Origin of the sequence: Acinetobacter sp. YH01021 (genome assembly GCF_013420255.1) — a bacterium.
Taxonomy (GTDB): Bacteria; Pseudomonadota; Gammaproteobacteria; order Pseudomonadales; family Moraxellaceae; genus Acinetobacter.
The window spans coordinates 113,586-137,720 of the sequence record NZ_VOYO01000001.1 but is presented as its reverse complement, the minus strand read 5'-3'; the positions used below and the strand labels follow the sequence as shown (position 1 = coordinate 137,720).

Genomic DNA, 24,135 nt, shown 5'->3' with positions numbered 1-24,135 from the left:
CTATCGTTCTTCAGTTATAGTAAATACAAAGAGGCCCCGTAGTTTAAAGTGGGGCTCATATATAGATAATACTCCAGGAAAGGTGCAGATCATGTCTTACCAAACCTCTATACATTTTGATCCAACAGCTTTACTGATAATAAAAAATGAGGTTGATAACTCGATCAAGTTAGTCGAATCAGCAGTAAGCACCTTGGTAGAAGACCAGACTTTACCTTTTGGTATTGATGATGCATTAAATCAGTTCGAACAATGCGCCCAGGTTCTGGCACTCATCGACATGTCCAGTCTGGCAAAAGTCGCTCAATATTCAGCAGAATTAATGCGCAAGATTATGGGGAATCCGGCGCAGGTCAATACTCAAGAAGTGATCGCCTTGAGTGAAGGCACCACTATGCTGAAACGCTATATCGAATTTATCTGTTTGCGTGAAGTAAAAATTCCACAGTTTTTGCTGGATACCCTGAACCGCTTGGAACTGGCTTTAGGTAAACCACTGACGACTGAAGGTCAGCATGTAGAATCGTTATTAGATTGCATCACTCCTGATTTTGCGCTGCCACAGGCACCAAGTCTGGAAAAATCCCAATATGTACACCGTCTGTATAAGCTGTCACTCAACAAGCTGATCAATCAGGAAGAAAGTGAACGGGATTTGCAAGCCATCAAACTGGTGGGGGCTTATCTGGCCGGACTTGCAGAACAACATGACAGCAAGCAGTACTGGAATCTGGTCTATGTCACGTTGAACAATATTGATCACCTGCTGATTAATGAGCCACGCCTACGCACATTGGTGAGCATTGAACGTAACATGGCACAGTATTTTAGCTCGGCAGACAGTTTCAAGGCTTCGCTGGCTGATCTGGCCAATGTGCTCAGCCTGTGTATCAGTCAGGAAGATGAAACTGCGCAATCTATCCGTAGCCAGCTCAATGTGGGCGATGACCTGCTGACCGATATGCAATTACAGGTCTTCAGTCGCCATCTGTATGGCCCAGACTTTGAAACCATGCATACCATCAGCGAATTGGTGACCACGGAAATGGCGCAAATTCGTAATGACATCGAGTTCAACTATCAGAACATGACGCCTGAAAAGACTCAGGAACTGCAGGCACAACTGAATAATCTGGCGAATATCTTCAAGGTATTGAACCTGAATGAAGCCTATCATGACCTGACCCGTCAGGCCGCTTCACTGAGCCAGCCGGAGATGATGCAGGATGCCAGCTTTGCCCAGCAGTTGATGAATGTCATTCTGTCTGCCATGAACTCGATTGGCGTACTGGAACGTCATCACACTTCGAGCCGCTTGCAGCTGCGCGTCAACAACATGAATATTTCTCTGGACCGTCTGGATGAAGCACACGCTGCTTTACTCACAGAAACCAAGGCCCTGATCGAGCTTTCTAGCCAGATTCTCAGCAATTACCTGCAAGATCATGACTTGACTGCCCTCGAACCTGTTCCTGTACAGTTTTGCGAGATTGGCGGCGCGATGCTGTTCCTGAATGCAGAACATGTTCGTACTGCGTTCACCACCACTGCAGAATTCATCAAGAACCGTATTGATCTGTCGATTGCATTAAGTCCGGAAGAAATTCATCCTGCTTTAGACACCCTGGCCAGTGCCGACATGATGATTGATAACTTAAAGAACAAACAGCCTGTATTACAGGCGATGTTTCAGGTAGCATTGGACAGTAGTGAGAAACTCAAAATAGTTGCCTAATGTCCAAATTATCACTTGCTTATATTTTTCAACAACAGCAACTGCTGGTCGATCAACACTTTCAACTTCCACGGGTTGAAGCCTTAGCAAGTGATTTGCTACTCCACACGGGTGATCAGGTGATTGCCCGTGATCTTCTTCCCGATGAGCCGATTCCTGCAGGCTTGCAACTGGTTCCCATCCGTCAGCTGTTACAGTTCTGGAATACCCAGCAATTCGAACAGGCCAGCCGCGCAGTACAACTTTTAGAATGGCGTCGTAACCATAAGTTCTGTAGTCATTGCGGTACAGCGACTGAAGCGCATGCTGTTGAATATGCCATGGTCTGCCCATCCTGCAACTACCGGCAATATCCACGGGTACAGCCTTGCGTTATTACCGTCATTACCCGAGGCAAAGACGAGATTCTGCTGGCCAAAAATGCACGTAATACTAAAAGCCAGATGTATGGACTGATTGCCGGTTTCGTTGAAGTGGGTGAAACGCTGGAAGATGCAGTACGTCGTGAAACGCTAGAAGAAGTTGGCTTACAACTCAAGAATATTCAGTATCTGGCCAGCCAGCCCTGGCCTTTCCCAAGCAATCTGATGATTGCCTTCAAGGCAGAATATGCTGGCGGTGAGCTACAGCTGCAGGAAGAAGAAATTAGCGATGCGCAATTCTTTAAATTCGATCAGCTGCCTGAAATTCCGTTTAAAGGCAGTATTGCCCATGCCATGATCATGCATGTGACTCAAGGTACGCCCGTCGCAGACGACACCAAGACCTGGCTGTAAATCTGTATTTGAAAGATTTAGCCCAACGGCTCAAAAAAAGAATCCAGGGGAGATCATCCACTGGATTCTTTTTTATCTAGTGCTTGGTTAAACTAACATATCAGTATCAGGATTTAAATGCATCCTCGAGCGCCCAAAGCACCTGTGCCTTGGTCTGGAAAAACCGGCTAAACAAACTGGAGAGTGAACCCACAATCGCAATATGACCAAGTTTCGGAATTTGAATCAGATGGCTATGATTGCCCTTCTCTTTCAGTACGCGGTCCAAATCCTGGCTATTGAAATGCCCAACAATCTTGTCTTTTTCGGCAATAAACAGATAATGCCGGATTGAGCTATTTTTAACAAAATAATAAGGCATCACCTGCTGATAAGGCACCGCCTGATCAAATGCATCGGCACAGATCGGATCATTTTTGTAATCAAAATGATAAGGCCCCGCCAGACCAATAATCGCCCGGATTTGATTGTGATCAATGCTGGCAGATTGCGGATGATACAAGGCAGACATGACATTGAATGCCCCGGCAGAATGTCCCATCAGGACCAGATTTTCTGCACAGATCTGCAACTGTCCAGCTGACTGCTGCAAATGATTGAGCAATAAATGTAGATCATGAATATAGGTCGGAAAAATATGTTGTGGCGCCAGATGATAATTCATCACCACCACATCATAGCCGTCTTTAGCAAAAGCCTCACCGATAAACTGGTAATCCTTTTTATCGCCATGCAACCAGGCACCGCCATGTACAAACACAATCAGGGGACGATGAGGCAAAGGCTGCTGACTTCGAAACAGGTCAAAGCGTTGCCGGGATTTCAGACCATAGGCCAATTGTGTTTCGACCGTGTAGCCCTGTTTCGGGGTTAAACGATTTAAAGCATAACTACCAAAATCGTATAACCGGAAATCTTGATAGTGCTGTTGAAACTGCAAAATACGCTGTGAGAGTTGGGTTTTAAACTGGCCGACCTTATGGAGCATCGGTTGGTTCAACCGTATCAGGATCAATCGCCACTGGCGTCTGTTCAATACCCGGCTGCGCATATGCCGGTGCGGCAAAGTTTTGATTAGCCAGACTTGAATATTGCTCCACATTATCAATTAGGGTCACAATTTTAGTGACATTACCCACCTGTTGTAACACCTGATTCAGGTCAGCAATCTCGGCACCATTTAAACGACCCATCACATACAGTACGCCATCTTCAGTATGCACATGCACTTTACTATCCGCTACCACAGTCGCTTTCATGATCAAGCCACGGGTATTTGCAGTCACCGCAGTATCCTGCATGATGGTGCTATAGCTGATCTGATTGCCTACAGTAATAAAATTATGTACCGCTTTGACATCACTCATGGATTTGACATTGTCTTCAGCCAATTGCTTTAAATGAGCATCTGGCACTTGACCAGTCAACAAAACATTACCATGGAAACTTTCAATATTGACCCGGGCCTGCTTGAAGCGCGAATCCAGTTTATAAAGATTAATTTTTGCAGTGCGGACAATTGAGGAATCAATAAATACCTGCCCCAAGGTACGCGCCCCACTTTCAGTCCCGACAGGAGCCGTACCTGTGCCGCTGGAAATAAAACTTGCACAACCTGATAAACTTGCGACACACAGCATTGTTATTGCAATACGCTTAACCACTCAGCAAGACTCCTTCATTTTATTACGTCTTTTTCAATCTAATCATCTTTTCCAAGCTAAGATCATGGCAATTCTGCTTGAAATTTACAATGATCTTGAAGCAAATATAAGCATCTTTAGACCTTATTTTGTTCAAAGGTTAATAAACTCTTGATCAAAAGTAAAAGCATTTTCAATCCATTCCAGATCATAAGGGTATTGCGAAAAGTCATGCTGTATGGTTTTTGCAAATTGCTGTTTAAAATCAAAACAAATCACATCAAAACGATAGTAATAGTGTGCAAATTGTGGATTTTTCTGAATAAAGCACATCGCAGTCTTGAGCATTTTGCCCTGTTTCGCTCTGGAAACAGACTCGATCGCTTGCGCATATCGGGTTTGTGCACGTGCTTTGACTTCCACAAAGACCAGCTCCTGATCACGTACCAGAATCAGATCCAGCTCGCCATAGCGACTGTGATAATTGGCTGCCAGGAACTGAAATCCATGGTTTTGCATCAATTGGGCCGCTTGCTGCTCCGCCCATGCACCTAGTTGCTGTCGTAGCATTCCTCTTTCGCTCATAGTAGCTTGACGCCTGTGCCACTATACTGAAAACATTGTGGACTACGCTGAATACTGTGGTCCGTGATTTCAATCCGGCCAGTTCTACCCTGAAATTCAATATTCTGTGAACGCGGTTGTGACAGGTACTGCTGGGTGATCTGCCAGGCATCGCCACCGAAGGCAATCAGCCGCTGATAGGACATATTGACCGGTTCCTGGGCATAAGCCTGTAGAACATCCGGCCATTCAGCCAAGTAAAGCACAGGTACATCACAGAACTTGATCCCTTGTGGAGGTTTGTGCTGTTCGCTAATTGCATTGGCTACGGTATACATCCGTTTATGGCTTAATTCAGGTATGGCAGCCAGCCCTTCTGCATTGCCGAGGTATAACAGCCCTTGTTTTGGCATTAAAAAAATGGGCGTCTTGTTCACGATCTTGAATTTCAGATCACTTTGACTGAACAATGACATCAGCAACAGTTCATGCTCGGCTTCACTGCCCGGCTGGCGTAAAATCAGCAGCTGTTGAATTCCATCTTTGTGCAATAAGGTTTTTAAGGCAGCGGCATCTTCTTTTTTGGACAGGCTGAATTGCCAGACTTGGGGTGATGACCCGGCTACATCATTCAGGCTGAGGGTACGTACTTTAGGTTTGCTCTTGAGTAGTTGTTCCACATCGCTACGTGCCAATGGACCCACCACCATTTTGGTCTTTTTATTGACATGCTGTTTCAGTAGCTGGGAGATATTTTTCTGATCGGAATTGACCCATTTTAATGGAACTTTCTGCCCGGAAGTAGCATAAGCACTGAGAAAACCCTGTTTGATACTCGATGCAGCTCGCGCCAAAGGCCCGGATTCGGGTAGAATGATCAGCACTTCTGCTTGTACGCTGCTGATGTAGCTGACTAAACACAAGCCCAATATTTTATTTTTAATCTTCCATTTTTTATTATTCAATTTATTCCACATGGAGAAACCTATGAGTGCTCAGTTATTTGTTGTTGCGACTCCAATCGGGCACTTAGATGATATTAGTTATCGTGCACTTCAGGTGTTAAAGTCGGTGAGTCTTATTGCTGCCGAGGATACACGAACTTCAGCACAATTGCTTAAACACTTTAATATTCAAACACCTCTGACCGCTTGCCATGAGCATAATGAAAGCAACAAGCTTGATCAGCTGATCCAGCGCCTGCTGAATGGCGAAGATATGGCCCTGATCAGTGATGCTGGCACTCCCCTGATTAGCGACCCTGGCTTTAAATTTGTCCGTGCTGCACAAGCGCATAATATTCGCGTGATTCCTGTACCTGGTGCTTGTGCGGCTATTGCTGCCTTAAGTGCTGTTGGCTTGCCGAGTGACCGCTTCAGCTTTGAAGGTTTTCTGCCATCCAGACAAAGTCAGCGCCTGCTGAATCTGGAAAAACTGAAAGATGAAACCCAGACTTTAATTTTCTATGAAGCACCGCACCGGATTCTGGAGTCCGTTAAAGATATGGCCAGCGTTTTCGGAGCAGATCGCCCGGTCGGTTTTGCGCGAGAAATCACCAAGACTTTTGAAACTATCAAGAAAATGACCTTGGGTGAATTGGTGGAATTCATTAGCAATGATCACAATCAGCAAAAAGGCGAAATTGTTCTGGTGATTGGCGGTGCCACCGAAGAAAAAGATCTGGATCAGGAAAAGCTGGATAAATTATTGAATCGCCTATTACAGGACCTTTCGGTCAAAGCTGCTTCACAACTGGCGGCAGATTTAACCGGAATCAAAAAGAAAGTCGCTTATCAACGTGCTTTAGAACTGACTTCGGCAAACGACTAATTGCTTTAGATTTTCTATTACGTTTGGATTTGCAAAAAAAACACCACATTGAATGTGGTGTTTTTTATAAGAAACAAGTTAATCAATAACTTATTCTTTGGCTACTGATTCATCTGCTGGGACTTCAACAATACGACCACCATTGGCAAGGAAAGCCGCAATTTCGTCTTCAAGTGCCTGACGTTTCTTTAACTTTGCAGTGACGGTTAAGGTTTCAGCTTCTGCAAGATCGGTATCATTGACGACCTCTGTGCTATCTGCTGCGCCTTTTTCAGCTGCTTTTGCTTCATCATCGTCAACGATTGAATCTTCAACGTCGTCATCATAATCATTCATGTCTGTCATTTGCATCTCCCCAAAAATGGCGCTTGCTTGGTATTCCAAGCCAGGTGTCGAATTAAGTGAAATTTAGCAATCTCTTTGGGCTTCGCCTAGTACCAAACATCAAAAAATCGTATCTTTTTTAAACAAAATCGTTACTCTTTATTGGTGTTTGTTTAAAAAATTTACATTTCTGTCTTAAGCTGCATAGCGTGTGTCTTTAAGTAAACCCAGACCATTGGCCTGCGCCATAAATGCATCTTTCAACATGGGCTGATTTTCTACCTGTTTCAGGCCGAAATTGCGTGCCCAAACCATCGGGAAGAATAAAGTGGTTTCCATCCAGCCAATCGCAGACATGCTGTGCATCATGGCATCGTTCTGACCTTTACGGCGATGCTCATAGCGTTTTAGGGTCTGCTCATGTGCCCATACGCCACGCGCCTGATCATGCAGCAAAACATCACAAAGCACGGCAGCATCCAGACAGCCAATATTCACCCCTTGACCTGCTAGTGGATGAATGACATGTGCGGCATCTCCAATCAGTGCTAAACCATCTTGAACGTATTGCTGGGCGGCGCGGGCTTTTAAAGGGAAAGTGGCACGTGGTGTCGCCTGCAATACTTCACCCAGCATATGCTGGCTTTCACGGGTTAATAGCTGGGTAAACTCAGCATCTGACAACGCTGCATATTCTTCGGCATAATCCTCTGGCAAAGTCCAGACAATCGATTGCCAGTGTCCCTGCTCTTCCGGATTAAGGCTGGCCATAGGTAGAAAAGCCAGAGGGCCAGTTTCCAGAAAAATCTGACGTGCCATATGTTGATGTGGCTGGCCTGTTTTAATGGCACAGCTGATCCCCGCCTGTTTATAGTCCAGTACATCAATATCGATGAAAGCTTGCTCACGGACAAAGGAATTGGCCCCATCTGCGCCGATCACCAGTTTAGTTTGGAGTTGTGTACCATCAGCCAGATGAATGATCCACACACCGACTCCACGTTCAACACGGCTGACTTTGACTTGTGTTCTATAATCTTGAACATTTTCCAGCATCTTTTGCTGAATGGCCAGATTCAGAATGCTGGGCTCCACCATCGAGCCTAAAGCCTGCTCTACCGATGGTGTTTTTTCTGAAGACTGGCCAAAATTAATTTCACCATAGCCATTTTTATTCCACACCTGCATACCAGTATAAGGCTGCTGGCGTACTAAATTTTCCCAGACACCCACCGTTTTTAACAGGTGAATGGTTGCCTGACTTAAAGCCAAAACACGCGGATTGGCCACACGCAAAGTTTTATCTGCATCCAGAATTGGCGCTGCATCCAGAACTGTAGGCTGCACACCACCTTGAGCTAACAGAAGCGCTGTAAGTCCACCAACCAGCCCACCACCAATAATGACGACGTCTAATATTTCGTTAGTTTGATTTAAGCTCATGCTTTTAACCCCATGGCATAATTTGCAACGAGTGGCTTGATGCCAGGAATCGTATCAAAAGCGATTAAACCTGTATTACGCATCAGCTTTAAAAATGGATTCTGGTTACTAAAGCCACGTACCACTGAATCACAGAACTTGATCACACGCTGCTGGTCACTGAGACGAGATTTTTCATAGTCTTGTAATATTCCAGCATCGCCCAAGTCTGCGCCTTGTACCTGCTGTTCTTTCAGGTAACGCACCAATACATGCGCATCACGCATACACAGGTTAAAACCCTGACCAGCGACCGGATGAATCGTATGGGCAGCATTGCCCATCAATACGACACGGCCAACAGCCTGTTTTTCGGCTAACACTTGAGACAATGGAAAACTGAACCGTTTTCCGGTTTTCTGGAATTTTCCGGCACGATCACCATACGTTTCCTGTAAGGCATCCAGAAAATGCTGGTCATTTTCATCCCCCAACCATTCTCCTTCAGTACCTTTTTTCACTGGCCAGACCACTGAACGACGATACTCACCCGGTAGTGGTAAAAGTGCCAAAGGCCCTAAATGGCTGAAACGCTCAAAGCCCACATGAGCATGTGGCTTTGAAGTTTGTACTGTGGTCACAATCGCAACCTGATCATAATCATGTTCTGACGCACCAATACCCAAGGCTTTACGGCAGAAAGAATCCCGCCCATCGGCGGCAATAACCAGTTTGGACTGTAATTTTAGTGACGATTCACCACGCTGAGCTTCGATATAAGCAAAGTCTGTATCTTGGATAAGGGATGTCACTTGAACACCATCAATCAGTTCAATCAATGGCTCTTTTTTGACTTGGGTCAGCAGTACACGACCGAGCCAGGCATTTTCAATGACCTGACCAAAGCTTTCGACTTTTTCCTGTTCGGCTTTCAGTCGAGCCTTACCAAAACTGCCCTGTTCGGTAATATTCACTTCCAGAATTGGGGTAGCATGTTCTTGCAAGGCATTCCAAAGTCCAAGCTCCTGATAGATTTGTACGCTACGACGTGACAAGGCGCTATTACGTGCATCAAAACTGGAATGATATGGCACAAGATTTTCATCATCATAATTTGGGTATTTAATGGCTTCCAAAAGTTTGACTGTAATATTGGTTTTCGCCAACATCAGTGCGAGGCTTAAGCCGACCATCCCACCACCGACAATGATGACTTCTTGTTGCATGCTTACTTCCTTATCTGTTTATTCGCATCTATGGCGAATTACATAAAACGTATACTGGTTTTATCTTACCTCAAGGCTTTAAATTTTTATAATGATTCGTTTTATTTAGTTTTCTTCATGATGATCCAGCCTATATTGAAAAACCAAGACATCGCGCTTTTCAGTACCCAACTTCGGCAATACAGTATAGGCATTGATCCGTTCAACGATTTCAAACCCTGTCTTTAACAGCACTTGGTGTGCCTGTATATGTTCTGCATCACAGAAAGTATCCAGTGATTTAAATGTAAGATATTGTCTAAAATACTAAATCACCGCTTTCATCGCCTCAAGCATATAGCCCTGACCCTGAAATCGAGGACCAAGTCCGAAATGAATTTCAAGGCTGTTATTTTGCTGTTGAATGATCGTTAGTAACCCGATTGCCAGATGACTTTTTCGCTCAGCAATCACCCATGAAAATCCTTCACTCGGTTGCTGCCAATAGCTTAACGCCCATTTCTGCAACATCTGTTGAGTTTGACTGACTGTTGTATGCACCTGCCGTTGTAAATATTTTGATGCTTCAACGTCGCCACAATACTCTTGGAATAATAAAAATTCATCTCCAACTTTATATGCTCTTAACTCCAACCGAGTTGTCTTTAATTCAGCAACTAAAATATTTATACTCACTTTTATCAACTCAGCATTAAAAAACGGAATGTTGTAATTTCATTTGGCACTTATACGATTCGATCGCAAACCTAGTCAAATTGGTATAACTCGATCTACTCGCTTCGCACAATTTTGAATACATATTGCTACTGGTAAATCCTGAATGATAAAATTGTGAATCAAGCCATTTATAAATAAGCTGATAATCACTGTCAGGAGCAGAAGGCCCATTTTCAATCACTATTATTTTCTTATTTTGAGAGAGTTTTATAAATATAACTCGATTTTTTAGCTAACAGATATTTTAAAAAAAATTTATCCAACCATGTACAACCTAATCTTATTTGTATGATAGTAATCATTAATCTTTAGCTAAGTGTTGTTGTAGATCTGAGGATGATTCTATTAATAACCTATAAACACCTATATAAAAAACCCCGGAAATATACCGAGGTTTCTTCATCTTCCACACTATTTCTATCCTCTCGACAAGCTAATCGAAGACATGAACCCTATCTTGCAAGCAACTCGCCCAGGAGAATTAGCTTAACGCACAATATTGGTATGATGATCTGTGTGGTGTACTGTTTTACCCAACTTTGTTCCTGTATAAATTAGGTACAATGCCGACAAACCAACCAATACATAAATAATTCGAGATAAGGCGCTCATATCACCAAAGATCGCAGCGACCAAATTAAAATCGAATGCACCAATTAAGCCCCAATTGATGCCACCAATGATTGTTAAAGCATAAGCAATCCAGTCAATCGTATTTAATCTCATAAGTGTTCTCCTGCTCTTATTTAAGTTTATTTAAGGATCAGAGAAAGTATGAGAATCTCAGCCCATTTAATATGTAGCTTTGATGCTAAAAACGGATTTTCTGTGTTGACTTCCTGTCAATTTTTAAGCTGTAAATTTTACTTAGGTTAGTTTTATTTGACTTGTTCGAGATAAACGTAAGCTAAGTCACTTTTTGATCGATTCGATATAGCTAGGAATTCTTTTTTAAAATGGCATAGAAATGTCATAAAAAAAGCCGATTTCGCGACCGGCTTTCTGTATTTTTCTTGGATTAGGCAGCGCGGGCTTTCGCCATTAATGCCTCAATCTCTTCTACCGTTTTGACGACTTTCGCGGTTAAAACTAGCGGGCCATTTGCAGTGGCCACCACATCATCTTCAATCCTAATGCCAATTCCATGCCATTTAGCATCTACTGTTTCATCATCAGGCGCGATATAAAGACCCGGCTCAACGGTCACGACCATACCCTCTTCATACGAGCGCCATTCACCGTCCACCTTATAAGCACCGACATCATGCACATCCATACCGAGCCAATGTCCCGTACCATGCATGTAGAACTGACGAAAAGCTTCTTTTTCTATAATCTCGTCGATATTACCCTGCATCAAGCCAAGATCGAGCAAACCCTGCACCAAAATACGCACTGCAACATTGTGAGGTTCTTTATACGAGTTACCAATTTGCACGGCATTGATCGCAGCGATTTGAGCATCCAGTACTACGTTATATAAGGCTTTCTGTTCCGGACTGAATTTACCATTTACCGGAAAGGTACGGGTAATGTCTGAAGCATAAAGCTGATATTCAGCTGCAGCATCAATCAGGACTAAATCGCCATCTTTCAGTTCTTTGTCATTTTCTACATAGTGCAGGATGCAGGCATTCTCACCACCACCGACAATACTGTTGTAGGCCGGAACACCGCCATTTTTGCCAAAGATATAATTCAGCTCGGCTTCCAGCGCATATTCCATCATGCCCGGCCGTATTGCTAGCATCGCTTGCGTATGTGCATCAGCAGAAATATCGGAAGCAATCTGCATCAGTTCAATTTCATTTGCATCTTTATGCAGACGCATTTCATCGACAATACGGTCCAGCTGAATTATTTGCGCTGGCGCAGAAGTCCCACGACGGCTTTCACCACTTGCAGTCGCAATCCATTTGGCGACACGCGCATCAAACTCTGCATGCTGTCCAATGCGATAAAATAACTGATCTTTATTTTGTAACTTTTCTAAGATTTCTTCATCCAGCAGATCAATCGCATAGGCTTCATCTGCATCATAATCCTGAATAGCCCCATCAATACCCGCGCGGTAGCCATTCCAGATTTCCATTTCACGGTTGCGTTCACGACAGAACAAACTGTAGCTATAGCCTTCTTCTTCAGTGTCAAAGGTTTCAATCACAGCCACAGCTTCAGGTTCCGCGAATCCGGTTAAATAGAAGAAACTGCTGTCTGCACGGTATTTATAATCTGCATCACGGTTACGCATGGCTACCGGACTGGTCGCGATAATAGCGATACTGCGTAAACCGATTTCCCCTGCGAGGATTGCGCGACGCTCCTCAAAAACTGCCTGTGTCAATTTCTTCATTACACCTTACTTCTTATCGATCAATACTTGTATTTAGAATATAGTCTTGAAATCAGACTATAGATTTCACTGTAAACAGCAAAATATATGCCTGATTTCAAGCAGGTGATGACTCACCTCAGCATTTCATCAGCTTAGACGTTTAGGCGAGAAAATCTCGACTACACTTTGCGCTTCTGTAGTAGCGACTTTAGGCTGATTTTTTTGACTAAATTGCTGTAAGAGTGGCGTTTCTTCAACTTCGACCTTTTTACGCCCTAAAGACAGACTGACAGGAATCAGACGCACAAATTCGTACAATTCCTGATAGCTTTCTTCACCTTCAGCATCATCGTCTGAGTCTTCAAATTCAACTGCGGCTACATCTTGTAAATGTTCAATCAGCTCAACTTCATCCTGACGGATATGTCCTGAAGCCAGTCCGAAACCTAAGACCACGCCTGCACACCAGTCCGCCAGAGCCTGTACGCGTTCTGAAAGCACATGCTCATCATCAGGCAGCAAAGGTAAATAATCCAGCTCATCTTCAGACAATGCATGGAACACATCTTCAGCTTCGCCCGCCAACAACTCTAATGCTTCGGCATCCAGTTCAGGTACATCCAGTGTTTCTAAAATCTGTAACCACTCTTCACTGCTTGGCGCCTGGGTGACACAAACAATGCCAGTCAGCAAACCATGTAGTTCGCTAGGGCTAGAAATTTCCTCAATTGAAGAAAAATTGCGGTGCCATTCGGTCCAACCTGAAATATCGTCTTGCATTCGTTTATCCAATCTTTATACTGCTTATATATTACCTTTGTTTGCAACACTGTGCGACCTCGATATGTTAGAAGAATTACAGCGTCTACAAGTGCAGATCGGCGTGTTAAAAACGCGACTTGCACGGCTTGAAAGTGAAAATTCCAGTTTGCGCGAAGAGCAAGACTCTTCAATGATGCAACATCAACAGCAAATTGAACAAAAGAACAGCGTGATTGCGCAAAAACAACAAGAAAATGAAAATCTGACTGAACAGCTGACGGATTCTCGTGCCCAATTTCAACTGCTCAATAATGATGCAACTGCACTGGCAGACCGTTATGGCCGTCTGGAAAAAAGCTGTACCGATCTGAAAAACCGTTTTCAGGAAATTCTGGCTGAACGAAATGAGCTGCGCGTAGTTAAGGAAAAGATGATCCTTGAACAGCGTCATGCCCAGCAGGAAATTCAGCGTCTGACTCAGGAATCTGAACGCTTAACCCAGAAAAATGAAAATGCCAAAGCCAAGGTTGAAGCGATTATTCAACGTCTGGCGATTCTCGGTACTGCGCAGGATCATCACGCACAGGAAATTCAACAACTGGCCCATCCGACTGAAGCGACTGAGGAAGCCTCATCATGAGTGAACAAATTGCAATTGATCTCAGAGTATTGGGGCATAGTTTCCGTCTGGCCTCTACTCCTGACAAGCAGGAAGAATTAGAGCGCGCAGCACAGTTATTGAATGACAAATATGATGAATTTCGCCGTAAAGCGCCACGCATGGAACCTAGTAAGCTGATTATTATGGTGGCACTTGAGCTGATGCAGGAGGTTTTGAATATGAATAGATCACTGCAACAATATGCGCATTGCGAGCGTTTGTTACAAACTATTTTAGAAGAAGTTGAAGAACTGACTGAATAATCTCGAATTTTGTTTAAACTTCGGACATTCGACCGAACTGTTTACAGTTCATGAACAGCATAGAGTTGCCACACCGGGATTATTGTTTATAATTAACTTAACTCTGAGGTGTTCGCCAGCGGGTCTATTCCCCTGCCGATACTAACACTTATGGGTGTGTTCTGTATATTTAGAGTGTATGCCCATCTCCGTATGGGAAACCCAGCAAGTATACGTCGCATCCTCCTTGAACTCATCGGGTTCAGGGTAACGACACATGCAGCGGCATCTTCGGAGTACTTCAATTTCTTTTTCAAAATATAATTATAATTTTTCCCGAATTTCCTCTTATTTTAATTTTGTAGTATTTCTCTCGAACATTCCTCTAGATTCATATTATCGATGTATTCATCATCTGGAATGCGAAAAAAATCTTTCGCTATAAAAAATATAGAGCTTTAATTACTTCCGTCAAAATCAAACAATCTTTCAGTAACTTATTTTCCTATTTTTAGACAATTTTATCCCGATACAAAGTATGCATCGCCCAGATTGCAGCAGGAATCCAGCCTAAAATCGAAATTTGAAGCATTAAGCACACTGTCGCTTCGGCTGGTCGATGAATGGTCATAAATAATGACCAAGGGAAAATAAATGCAATAATTGATTTCATTCTTAAAATCCTGTTTTTTGCAACGTTCTAACTTTTATATCCAGTTTTTATTGGCACTTAAAACTGGCACTTAGATTTAGATATTTTTAATAGGATCAGCAGAATCTCTGTACATGCTGTAATCCCGCTTAAAAATATCCAGATAGCCTAATTCAGCCAGCTTAAATGAAGCTTAAAAATTATTTTAAATCCGCTAGCCTTTGCATATTTTCAATCAAAATATTGACGTTTGAATGAAACAGTCTTTGGTTCAACTTTGCTCTCCAACAGGTCTGGATCTGAATAAAACCCTGAATCCTTAGACCTTTATTTACTTACTGTAGCTGGTGTACTCAAGGGTGATACTCGCCAAATCACATCACCGACATCATCAGCAACCAAAATGGCACCTGAAGAATCTACCGCCACACCGACCAGTCGCCCATATGCATCGCCCTGATCGCTTAAGAATCCAGTCAAGATATCTTGAGGTGGGCCCATCGGTTGTCCATTTTGAAAGGGAATAAAAATCACTTTATAGCCACTGTGCGGTTTGCGGTTCCATGAACCATGCTGGCCAATCAGCGCACCGTTTCGATATTGAGGCATCAGATCTGCCTTATAGAAGGCCAAGCCCAATGATGCAGTATGATTGCCCAATGCATAATCCGGTAGAATTGCCCGCGCAACTTGCGCAGGGTTTTGCGGTTTGACCCGCGTATCTACATGTTGGCCATAATAACTATAGGGCCAGCCATAAAAAGCGCCTTCTTTGACAGAGGTCAGATAATCAGGAACCAGATCATTACCGAGTTCATCACGTTCATTTACCACCGTCCAGAGTGCGCCACTCTGGGGTTGCCAATCCATCCCATTCGGATTACGCAGTCCGGTAGCAAAAGGTCGTGCTTGAGCACTAGCTATGTCAAATTCCATGATCAGTGCCCGGCCTTGTTCTTGATCCAGGCCATTTTCAGCGACATTGCTGTTGGAACCCACTGTGATATAAAGTTTATTGCCTGCAGGATTGGCAATGACATTTTTGGTCCAGTGATGGTTTAAACGGCCTGCCGGTAAATCCAGCACCTTGGTACCGGCTGCTGTGATTTGAGTCATCCCGTTATGATAAGGAAAGCGCATCAGCGCATCAGTATTGGCTACATACAATGTATTACCAATCAGCGCCATGCCAAATGGAGAATTGAGATTCTGTAATAATACGGTTTTTTGTTCAGCTACCCCATCTCCATTGGTATCGCGAAGCAGACTGATGCGGTTGGTACTGGGATGCGATGAGCCGGCACGTTGCATCACCCATTTCATAATTTTGCCTTTGATCCCTTTGCTGTCATCGGGCTTGGGCGGTGCATCGGTTTCGGCCACCAGTACATCACCATTCGGCAATACATACAGCCAGCGCGGATGCTGCAACCCTTTGGCAAATGCCTGAACTTTTAAACCTGTCGCAGGTGTCGGCATTTTACCTTCAGGCCAACCTTTAGCAGGCGCAATATTGACCGTAGGCAGCAAGCTTGATTTTGGTTTGGGCAAATGTGGCTGGGAACCATAACTGTCATTGATAGGCGACTTGGAAGGCATGGTACATCCAGTCATGGTTAGGAGAAGTGCACAGCTGGCACCTGTAAGTAAAAGTTGAATAGGCTGATGAAGCATTTTTATCTCTTGTTATTATCATCCTCAACTTACTTTAAAAAACAATTTGAGATGCCACTAGCGGGTTCTTGTTTTTTCTGGTTATGAATTGTTTATCAATTTTGAGTCAGGTCTGATGTTTTTCTTGTTGTAAAAAGCAGTTTATATCTTTAAATGAAATAATGCCAAGCCATTCAGTCTGTGCTTAGCGTAATTTCTAAAGTTAGTTCTATATTTTGATCTAGTCTGTATTTCTTAAAGCTCATGCATCATGACTAACTTACGCAGGACTAGAGGACAACATTTCTAGCGTAATTTTTTTCACCTCATTACGACTGTGCCGGATATGGGCATCTAATATAGAGAGACAGAACGCTGCATCTTGTGCAAGCAGCGCTTTTAAAATCTGTTGATGTTCGGCATAGGTAGCTGTAACCCGATAATCCTTGGAAAAATCCAGACGGCGTATGATGCGAATTTTCTCGCTGATCTCACTGTGAATTTTCGCCATTTCCGCATTGCCGGCTGCAAATACCAAATGACAATGAAATGCTTCATCTTGTGCGGATAACTTTCTGAGATCATAGAGATACTGTTCTGGCTTGATACACCAGGTTTGAATCAAAATTTCCAGAGCGGCTTTCAACTGATCTTCAGGCATCTGACAAAGTTGTTCGACTGCATAACATTCCAGCAAAATTCGCAGATCATATAACTCCTCATAGGCTTTAAAATTCAGTGGCCGAACCTGCCAGCCACTTCTAAACTGCACCTCGACATAGCCTTCCTGCTGCAGACGATATAAGGCTTGCCGAATGGGTGTACGGCTTACGGCATAGCTTTCAGCAATTTCTGATTCGGTAAACCGTTCTCCCGGCATGAGTTTAAAGTCAAAAATGTCATTTTTAATTTTCTGGAAAACCAGCTCAGACAGATTGTCTGAGCTTTTTCCGGTCGCTTTAGTGGCTGGATTAGGGACAAGGGTCATAGGCTCAATCCATTACTCCATATAAACCAGCGGTTCACCGCTATGCACGGTCTGACCTGAACGGCAGATAATGGCTTTGACAATGCCATCATCGTCAGCATAGACCGGCAGCTCCATTTTCATGGCCTCGATGATGGCCACCGTGTCGCCTTTTTTCACAATCTGCCCGGCTTCTACAAAAATCTTCCAGATATTGCCGGTCATAGAGGCGTTGAGAGGGACATACTGGCTGTAATCGGTATCATCCTGCAGCACTTCTATTTCTACAGGTGCATCAAAATCGTCTTTCCAGCGTTCCACCTCCGCACTAAAAGCAGCTTGCTGCTGTGCTTTAAAAGCAGCAATACTGTCCTGTTCTGCAGCAAGGAAATCCTGATATGCTGCAAAGTCAAACTTACATTCCTCAATTTTAATTTCTGCCCGACCATGGGCGAAATCAGCACGGAACTGATCCAGTTCGGCCTCAGTGACCTCATAATATTTAATCTGGTCAAAAAAGCGTAAGAACCATTGCTGATCGCCAAACTGCTTGTTCTTTTTAAACTTATTCCAGATCGGTACGGTACGGCCAATCAACTGATAGCCACCCGGTGAGTCCATGCCATAAATACACATATACATGCCACCAATCCCGACTGTACCTTCAGCGGTAAAAGTACGGGCCGGATTATATTTGGAACTCAGTAAACGGTGGCGCGGATCAATGGGCACTGCACAAGGTGCAGTCAGATATACATCACCTAGCCCTAAAATCAGATAATTGGCATCAAAAATAATGTCTTTAACTTGCTGACGAGTGTTTAGACCATTAATTCGCTGAATAAAATCGACATTATTCGGTAGCCATGGGGCCTTGGCACAGACACTTTCCTGATAACGCTCAACAGCACCCAGAGTCGCTGAGTCCTCAAAGGCCATGGGTAAATGGATAATTCTTGAAGGGATTTTAATGTCACGTAAATCGCCCATCTGTTCTTCAAGACCAAGTAGGAAGTGAATTAGTTGCTGCTGTCTACACCGCAGACCATCATATTTAATCTGCAAGGACCGCACACCAGGTGACAATTCCAGGATACCGTCAAGATCAGCCTCACGGATCAGTTGCATCAAGCGGTGTACGCGCAGGCGTAGGGCCAAATCCAGTACGTTGTCACCGTATTCCAGCAAGATATAACTGTCACCTGCCTGACGATATACAGCTTTTGGTGCATCTGGCGTAGCTTCACGCAATGCCAGGATACTTTCTGCCTGAACTGTAACGATTTCAGCCTCGCTGGTTATCTCTGCCTTGGCAAAGTTTTGGAGGGTTTGAATTTGCTGCCGCTCCAGCGCATTGGCCTGCTTTACCGAGATTGGATAGAAGCTAATCGTGTCATCGGCTTTCAGTTGACCAATTTTCCAGAGTTCAGCTTTGGCAATGGTCACCGGACACACAAAGCCACCCAGGCTCGGACCATCTTTGGCAAGAATTACGGGGAAATCACCGGTAAAGTTAATCGCACCAATGGCATATTCACAGTCATGTACATTGGATGGATGCAGACCCGCTTCACCGCCATTTTCACGCGCCCAGCTTGGCGTCGGTCCGGTTAAACGGATACCCAATCGGTTCGAGTTAAAATGCACTTTCCAGCTTGATGCAAAAAACTCCTCAATATATTCAGCTTTAAAGAAATCAGGAGCGCCATGCGGACCATAGAGCACACCAATTTTCCATTCCTTGCCATAACTTGGAATCAGATCTGTTGCCAAAACTTCAGGTTCTGCAATCGCTAAAGGTAGACCATCGGCCGGCAGCTCAGGATTCACCATCTTAATCATGTCACCAGCCCGTAACACTCGGCCTGCATGTCCACCAAAATTACCTAAAGCAAAGGTAGAACGGCTACCCAGATATTCCGGCACATTCAGACCATTTCGTACAGCCAGGTAGGTCCGGCATCCAGATTCAACCTGTCCAATTTTTAGGGTTTGGCCTGCTTTTACCTGAACAGGCTGCCAGAAATTTACTGCTTCATCATCCAGACTTACCGGACAAGGTGCGCCAGTTAAAGCAATGATATTTTCTGCATGAAATTTGAGGATTGGACCTTGCAGGGTAAATTCAAACCCGGCGGCGGCCTCGACATTCCCAACAATTTTATTGGCCAGCCGGAAAGCATAATCATCCATTGGGCCTGAAGGCGGTACACCAATATCCCAATACCCGACACGACCCGGATAATCCTGAATGGAACTTTGTGTACCCGGCTGAATCACCTCAATCACATTCGGCACATATTTGAAATCATCCAGCATGCGTGTCCAGATTTGCATTTGCTCAAAACGCGGATCTGAAATAACAGTATGCACATAATCCAGATTGGTACTAATACCATTCAGGCGAGTTTCAGCTAAAGCTGATTTAAGCGTATGAATGGCAGTATCACGATCTTCAGCATGCACAATAATCTTGGCAATCATCGGGTCAAAGTATTGGGAAATTTCAGTTCCGGTACTCACCCAGGTATCAACCCGGACATTTTCCGGAAAAAAGACATCGGTCAAAATCCCTGGACTCGGCTGGAAATTCTTAACTGGATCTTCGGCATAGATGCGTACTTCAATCGCTGCACCTTGAGGCTGAATACTGCTTAGATGCTTCCAATCCAGAGTATCACCTGCTGCAACTTTCAACATGCATTCAATCAGGTCTAAACTGGTCACCATTTCAGTCACCGGATGCTCTACCTGCAAACGGGTATTCACTTCAAGGAAATAAAACTCGTCACGTGCTGCATCGTAAATAAACTCAACCGTACCGGCACTGCGATATTTCACCGATTTACCCAGTTCAACTGCCGCCTGATGCAATTTTTGACGGGTTGCTTCAGGTAACTGTGCCGCTGGTGTTTCTTCCACAACCTTCTGATTACGGCGCTGCAAAGAACAGTCACGCTCGCCCAAAGCCACCATCTGTCCCTGTCCATCTCCAAAAATCTGAACTTCGACATGACGGGCTTTATCGATAAAACGTTCTAAAAATACCCCTGCGTCCTTAAAGAACTGCTCGCCCAGACGTTTTACACTTTCATAAGCCTCCCGAAGTGCGTCTGCATCATCACAACGGGTCAAGCCAATTCCGCCACCGCCTGCTGTGCTTTTTAGCATAATTGGATAACCAATTTTTTCAGCTTCTGCCAAAGCTTCGTCCAGACTATTTAGCAGACCTGTACCGGGAGTCATGGGTACATTGGCAGCTGCAGCAAGTTCACGGGCACGATGTTTTAAACCAAACTCCAGAATCTGTTCAGCTGTTGGCCCCATAAAGGCAATATTATTTTCTTCGCAGGCACGGGCAAAGTCAGCACTTTCTGACAGAAAACCATAACCTGGGAAAATTGCTTCGGCCCCGGTATTCTTGGCTGCGGCAATCAGCTTTTCAATACTTAAATAGGTATCACTCGGTTTGGTCCCTTCTAAGGACACTGCAATATCTGCATCAATCACATGCTGTGCATAACGGTCCGTTTCTGAATAGACGGCTATACTGGTTACACCCATTTTTTTTAATGTGCGAATGGCACGAACAGCAATTTCGCCGCGATTTGCAATCAGTACAGTTTTAAACATGTGAATCCCCTTTTATTCTCTCTATTTTTTGAATCTGCTGAATGGGTCTATTTCGTTGTTTTCTGATTCAGCTGCTGCATATAAGCCTACCGCCGTCACTGATCTCTGGCAGCCTCTGATACATACAGTCCGAAATACAGTTTTTTGAATACATCAATTTTTGTTTGAATAAGATATGCAGCAGTCCTAACCGAAATCCAGGCAGGTTCATTCCCCTCAAGTCGGGCAATGAATTGAGCCAAGTTATTCAGTGGAAGCATTTTTTGCTGATCGGCATCGCGGCATGCTGGGACTGTCCAGCCGATCATTTTCTGATGAAGCATTCTGTATCCAATCTTGTATCCAAGTTTGAATACAGTTATGCAGAACTTATGCCAGTTTAATTTTCTATATTATTTTCAATATTTTAATAAAATTTAAGATGTATAAATTAGGGAGAATTTCGTTAGATGATTGTTTTTGGTTCAGGCTGTTTTCAATTCAGTGCAAAAATTATTCTGAAACTCATATTGCATGATCTGCATTATTTCAACTTTTGCAATACTCATATAAAAGCCCATCTGTTGATGAGCTTCTAAGTGAACTATTTTATTTGTAGCTTAGGACAGTCATAAAAATTGAGTGTATTAAATATCCGAATTGAAAGGTTGAATCAGCGTGCATTTGTCATTGCGGTAATTCATTACTTCACAGGAATCATTAAGTGCTGATAAGGCGTCCCAGACCACATGACATAAGGCACAGCGGTATCCGGTTGCGTATGTTTAGGATACATATCATAGAAACGAGCTTCAGCACCGACGATCATGACATGGGGACCCGTTTTGACCCAATGATTGCCCGCAGTAGGCTTCTTGGCATAGGGATCGACATTACTGGCATCCGTACCACCTGCCAGCATATACATGAAGCCTACTTTTCCAACTGTGGGCTGTTTATTCCCCATCTAGGCTTCTGCCCATTCTAGAGCGGCCTGATCCATACACATTGGGTCTGGACCTGGAGTGGTCAGATTATCAGGCATACAGGTAAAACCATTATTGCCCTTGCGCAAGGTACGTATTTTGCCATCTGCACCGACAGCGACAATCGTGGCTGCAGCGGCTACTTTCTTAGGTGCAGCAGTCATGGCACTTGCAATGGCTTTCTTATCGGCAGCAGATGAAGCTGCGCCTGAGCTGGCTTTGCCCGACATGGGCGGTTCAACGGCTAAAGCGGCAGGTGCAGACAGCGCGACCCATCCCGCCATAAGCAGTAATTGAGGAAAATTCATGGCACATTCTCCTTGAATCATCATGAAGAAATTGGATTTAGGTTCAAATCAAGTTGGATTGATATGAAATTTTTGTAACGGATCCTTATAGAGTTGAGGGATAATTTGAGTTGATAAAAAGAAAGGAGAAGATTTAACTATTGCAGTGAAATTGCGCTACACAGCAATATCAACTGCAATGAAAGACAATATCTTTGGCGCTTAACCACGAAATGCTGCTTCGATCACGGAGATGTCAATTTTCTTCATGGTCATCATCGCATTAAATGCGCGCTTGGCCGCAGCACGGTCAGGACTGTTACAGGCGTTGATGAGGACCGCTGGCGTAATCTGCCAGGAAATGCCCCACTTGTCCTTGCACCAGCCACACTCACTTTCCTGACCGCCATTGCCCACAATGGCATTCCAGTAGCGATCTGTTTCCTCTTGGTCTTCAGTCGCCACCTGAAATGAAAATGTTTCATTATGCTGAAAACCAGGACCACCGTTCAACCCGATGCAGGCAACGCCCATTACTGTAAATTCGACCGTAATGACATCACCTTCTTTCCCAGAGGGATAATCTCCAGGTGCAAGATTGATCGCGCCAACTGAGGAGTCTGGAAAGGTTTCTACATAAAATCGTGCTGCACCTTCGGCATCGTCATCGTACCAAAGGCAGATGGTGTTCTTCGCAATATTCATCATGTTCAATCTCCATTGATTTAGGTCTTACACGCTCTGCCTAAGCACAATGTGTTTCATATATCAGTCGAGAATAGTCATATGATCCCTTGTCTATCTTTCACCAAAAAACAGAATAAACCTACTTTAGAATTGTATTTTTATTGATCGAAAGCTGTTTCAAAGTGCTTAAACTGATGCGTTTCCAGAGTTTGTCACTGAACGATGGATTGCTTGGAAAATCGTGAATCAAAGAAAATGAATTGACCGTTTCGAGATATTAAAAAAATTAGTGATATAAATACTTTTTTAGTTTTTTAACTTTGAGACTGCTGGCAAAATTAGCCGAATTTAAATAACTAGATACGGAATAATATAAAATTGCAGCTCATAATTATTTTTTACTTTTCCAGAATTCCCACTTAGACTAGAGCACAATTTTGTTGCATATGCTTTTTGCCCTATGACCATTCAGGAATTAAGAAGATACCTTCGTAAAACACGTCGTCATCTCTCTAAATTTGAGCAAAGGCAGTCCGCACAAAAAGTTCTAAACCGCCTGATCCGCAGTCCAGAATTTATTCACGCCCAACATATTGGCCTGTATTTGCATGCTTTTGGGGAGATTCAGACCCAGGCGATTATTGAACGCTGCTTTAAACTGGGCAAACAGGTGTATCTCCCAGCGATTTGCGACATGAATCAACAGCTGGTCTGGATCCGGATCACCCAGCATCAATATCATAACAAGCGCTTTGCCCATCATCGGCTGGGTATGCGAGAGCCCATGAGCACCCGTGGTGTGCATGTTTCCAACCTGGATTTATTACTCATGCCGCTATTGGCCTGTGATACTTCAGGCACACGGATTGGGATGGGCGGCGGTTTTTATGATCGTACCTTGGCTTCTGCGCCTGGGCGTCCGTTCCGTCTGGGGCTGGCACATGACTTTCAACTGCTGGCACAGCCGTTAAAACGTGAACCATGGGATCAGCCCCTTGATGCTTTAATCACCCCGACAATATTTATAAAGTTCAAACGTTAATTTTGCAATTTT

26 protein-coding genes and 1 other RNA gene are annotated in these 24,135 nt (G+C 43.9%); 7 read left to right on the top strand and 20 right to left on the bottom strand.

The annotated features are described in order from the left end of the window. Positions 1–91 precede the first annotated feature (91 nt). Both FTT86_RS00635 and nudC read left to right on the top strand, forming a co-directional pair. A complete protein-coding gene (locus FTT86_RS00635; RefSeq protein ID WP_180180384.1) occupies positions 92–1,735 on the top strand; it encodes a chemotaxis protein in 1,644 nt (547 codons plus the stop codon). Then, entirely contained in the window at positions 1,735–2,511 is a 777-nt protein-coding gene (nudC, locus tag FTT86_RS00630; RefSeq protein ID WP_071851824.1) for an NAD(+) diphosphatase, read from the top strand. Before FTT86_RS00635 ends, nudC begins: the two co-directional genes overlap by 1 nt. A 106-nt stretch (positions 2,512–2,617) precedes the next feature. Here the strand turns inward: nudC and FTT86_RS00625 are convergent, their stop codons facing one another. The 4 genes from FTT86_RS00625 to FTT86_RS00610 form a co-directional block, all read right to left on the bottom strand. Then, entirely contained in the window at positions 2,618–3,499 is an 882-nt protein-coding gene (locus tag FTT86_RS00625; RefSeq protein WP_180180383.1) for an alpha/beta hydrolase, read from the bottom strand. Beyond that, the gene (locus tag FTT86_RS00620) at positions 3,489–4,175 is read right to left on the bottom strand and encodes a BON domain-containing protein (RefSeq protein WP_180180382.1); all 687 of its coding nucleotides are present in this window, start codon (positions 4,173–4,175) and stop codon (positions 3,489–3,491) included. The genes FTT86_RS00625 and FTT86_RS00620 overlap by 11 nt, the downstream gene beginning before the upstream one ends. Before the next feature lie 132 nt (positions 4,176–4,307). Then, positions 4,308–4,724, bottom strand: a complete 417-nt coding sequence (locus FTT86_RS00615; protein ID WP_180180422.1) for a YraN family protein — start codon at positions 4,722–4,724, stop codon at positions 4,308–4,310. A gap of 11 nt (positions 4,725–4,735) precedes the next feature. Then, complete coding sequence (locus tag FTT86_RS00610; RefSeq protein WP_180180381.1) at positions 4,736–5,695, bottom strand: penicillin-binding protein activator; 960 nt, start codon at positions 5,693–5,695, stop codon at positions 4,736–4,738. Positions 5,696–5,705: 10 nt separating this feature from the next. On the opposite strand from FTT86_RS00610, the gene rsmI reads away from it, so the two are divergent. Then, positions 5,706–6,548 (top strand): 16S rRNA (cytidine(1402)-2'-O)-methyltransferase, encoded by an 843-nt coding sequence (rsmI, locus tag FTT86_RS00605; RefSeq protein WP_180180380.1) that lies wholly within the window; start codon positions 5,706–5,708, stop codon positions 6,546–6,548. Positions 6,549–6,638: 90 nt separating this feature from the next. Here rsmI and FTT86_RS00600 read toward each other — a convergent pair whose 3' ends face one another. The 8 genes from FTT86_RS00600 to FTT86_RS00570 form a co-directional block, all read right to left on the bottom strand. Further along, positions 6,639–6,893: a hypothetical protein gene (locus FTT86_RS00600; protein WP_005246889.1), complete on the bottom strand. Its 255-nt coding sequence runs from the start codon at positions 6,891–6,893 to the stop codon at positions 6,639–6,641. Between the two features lie 174 nt (positions 6,894–7,067). Continuing rightward, complete coding sequence (locus FTT86_RS00595) at positions 7,068–8,315, bottom strand: FAD-dependent monooxygenase (protein WP_180180379.1); 1,248 nt, start codon at positions 8,313–8,315, stop codon at positions 7,068–7,070. After that, entirely contained in the window at positions 8,312–9,520 is a 1,209-nt protein-coding gene (ubiH, locus tag FTT86_RS00590; RefSeq protein WP_071851816.1) for a 2-octaprenyl-6-methoxyphenyl hydroxylase, read from the bottom strand. The genes FTT86_RS00595 and ubiH overlap by 4 nt, the downstream gene beginning before the upstream one ends. Before the next feature lie 105 nt (positions 9,521–9,625). After that, positions 9,626–9,754 (bottom strand): hypothetical protein, encoded by a 129-nt coding sequence (locus tag FTT86_RS15985; RefSeq protein ID WP_257229609.1) that lies wholly within the window; start codon positions 9,752–9,754, stop codon positions 9,626–9,628. A 72-nt stretch (positions 9,755–9,826) separates the two neighbouring features. Next, on the bottom strand, positions 9,827–10,195 hold the full coding sequence (locus tag FTT86_RS15980) for a GNAT family N-acetyltransferase (RefSeq protein WP_249449794.1): 369 nt from the start codon (positions 10,193–10,195) through the stop codon (positions 9,827–9,829). 528 nt (positions 10,196–10,723) lie between these two features. Further along, positions 10,724–10,963, bottom strand: coding sequence for a DUF378 domain-containing protein (locus FTT86_RS00580; protein WP_005107468.1), 240 nt, complete (start codon positions 10,961–10,963; stop codon positions 10,724–10,726). 292 nt (positions 10,964–11,255) lie between these two features. Further along, positions 11,256–12,590: a Xaa-Pro aminopeptidase gene (gene pepP, locus FTT86_RS00575; protein ID WP_071850620.1), complete on the bottom strand. Its 1,335-nt coding sequence runs from the start codon at positions 12,588–12,590 to the stop codon at positions 11,256–11,258. A 129-nt stretch (positions 12,591–12,719) separates the two neighbouring features. Continuing rightward, a complete protein-coding gene (locus tag FTT86_RS00570) occupies positions 12,720–13,352 on the bottom strand; it encodes a UPF0149 family protein (protein ID WP_071850619.1) in 633 nt (210 codons plus the stop codon). A gap of 64 nt (positions 13,353–13,416) precedes the next feature. Here FTT86_RS00570 and FTT86_RS00565 point away from each other — a divergent pair, with 64 nt between their 5' ends. The 3 genes from FTT86_RS00565 to ssrS all read left to right on the top strand — a co-directional run bounded on the left by FTT86_RS00565 (position 13,417) and on the right by ssrS (position 14,539). Next, positions 13,417–13,974 carry a hypothetical protein gene (locus FTT86_RS00565; protein WP_004279506.1) on the top strand — a complete coding sequence of 186 codons (558 nt, stop codon included), beginning with the start codon at positions 13,417–13,419 and terminating at the stop codon, positions 13,972–13,974. Further along, positions 13,971–14,258, top strand: a complete 288-nt coding sequence (locus FTT86_RS00560; RefSeq protein ID WP_004279505.1) for a cell division protein ZapA — start codon at positions 13,971–13,973, stop codon at positions 14,256–14,258. Before FTT86_RS00565 ends, FTT86_RS00560 begins: the two co-directional genes overlap by 4 nt. A gap of 97 nt (positions 14,259–14,355) precedes the next feature. Then, a non-coding RNA gene (gene ssrS / locus FTT86_RS00555) (6S RNA) lies at positions 14,356–14,539 on the top strand. A gap of 209 nt (positions 14,540–14,748) precedes the next feature. Here ssrS and FTT86_RS00550 read toward each other — a convergent pair. From FTT86_RS00550 to FTT86_RS00520, 8 genes are all read right to left on the bottom strand, one after another. Continuing rightward, positions 14,749–14,910 (bottom strand): YqaE/Pmp3 family membrane protein, encoded by a 162-nt coding sequence (locus FTT86_RS00550; RefSeq protein WP_138742663.1) that lies wholly within the window; start codon positions 14,908–14,910, stop codon positions 14,749–14,751. Positions 14,911–15,216: 306 nt separating this feature from the next. Next, on the bottom strand, positions 15,217–16,503 hold the full coding sequence (locus tag FTT86_RS00545; protein ID WP_257229611.1) for a sorbosone dehydrogenase family protein: 1,287 nt from the start codon (positions 16,501–16,503) through the stop codon (positions 15,217–15,219). 319 nt (positions 16,504–16,822) lie between these two features. Beyond that, complete coding sequence (locus FTT86_RS00540) at positions 16,823–17,530, bottom strand: GntR family transcriptional regulator (protein WP_180180377.1); 708 nt, start codon at positions 17,528–17,530, stop codon at positions 16,823–16,825. A 12-nt stretch (positions 17,531–17,542) separates the two neighbouring features. Continuing rightward, positions 17,543–21,142, bottom strand: coding sequence for an urea carboxylase (uca, locus tag FTT86_RS00535; protein ID WP_180180376.1), 3,600 nt, complete (start codon positions 21,140–21,142; stop codon positions 17,543–17,545). Positions 21,143–21,237: 95 nt separating this feature from the next. Further along, positions 21,238–21,465, bottom strand: a complete 228-nt coding sequence (locus FTT86_RS00530) for a hypothetical protein (protein WP_129716794.1) — start codon at positions 21,463–21,465, stop codon at positions 21,238–21,240. 359 nt (positions 21,466–21,824) lie between these two features. Next, positions 21,825–22,088, bottom strand: a complete 264-nt coding sequence (locus FTT86_RS15975) for a hypothetical protein (protein WP_257229608.1) — start codon at positions 22,086–22,088, stop codon at positions 21,825–21,827. Next, entirely contained in the window at positions 22,089–22,415 is a 327-nt protein-coding gene (locus FTT86_RS15970) for a hypothetical protein (RefSeq protein WP_257229607.1), read from the bottom strand. A 201-nt stretch (positions 22,416–22,616) separates the two neighbouring features. Further along, the gene (locus tag FTT86_RS00520) at positions 22,617–23,099 is read right to left on the bottom strand and encodes a VOC family protein (RefSeq protein WP_180180421.1); all 483 of its coding nucleotides are present in this window, start codon (positions 23,097–23,099) and stop codon (positions 22,617–22,619) included. Positions 23,100–23,541: 442 nt separating this feature from the next. Here FTT86_RS00520 and FTT86_RS00515 point away from each other — a divergent pair, with 442 nt between their 5' ends. Further along, positions 23,542–24,123: a 5-formyltetrahydrofolate cyclo-ligase gene (locus tag FTT86_RS00515; RefSeq protein ID WP_071850612.1), complete on the top strand. Its 582-nt coding sequence runs from the start codon at positions 23,542–23,544 to the stop codon at positions 24,121–24,123. Positions 24,124–24,135: the final 12 nt, after the last annotated feature.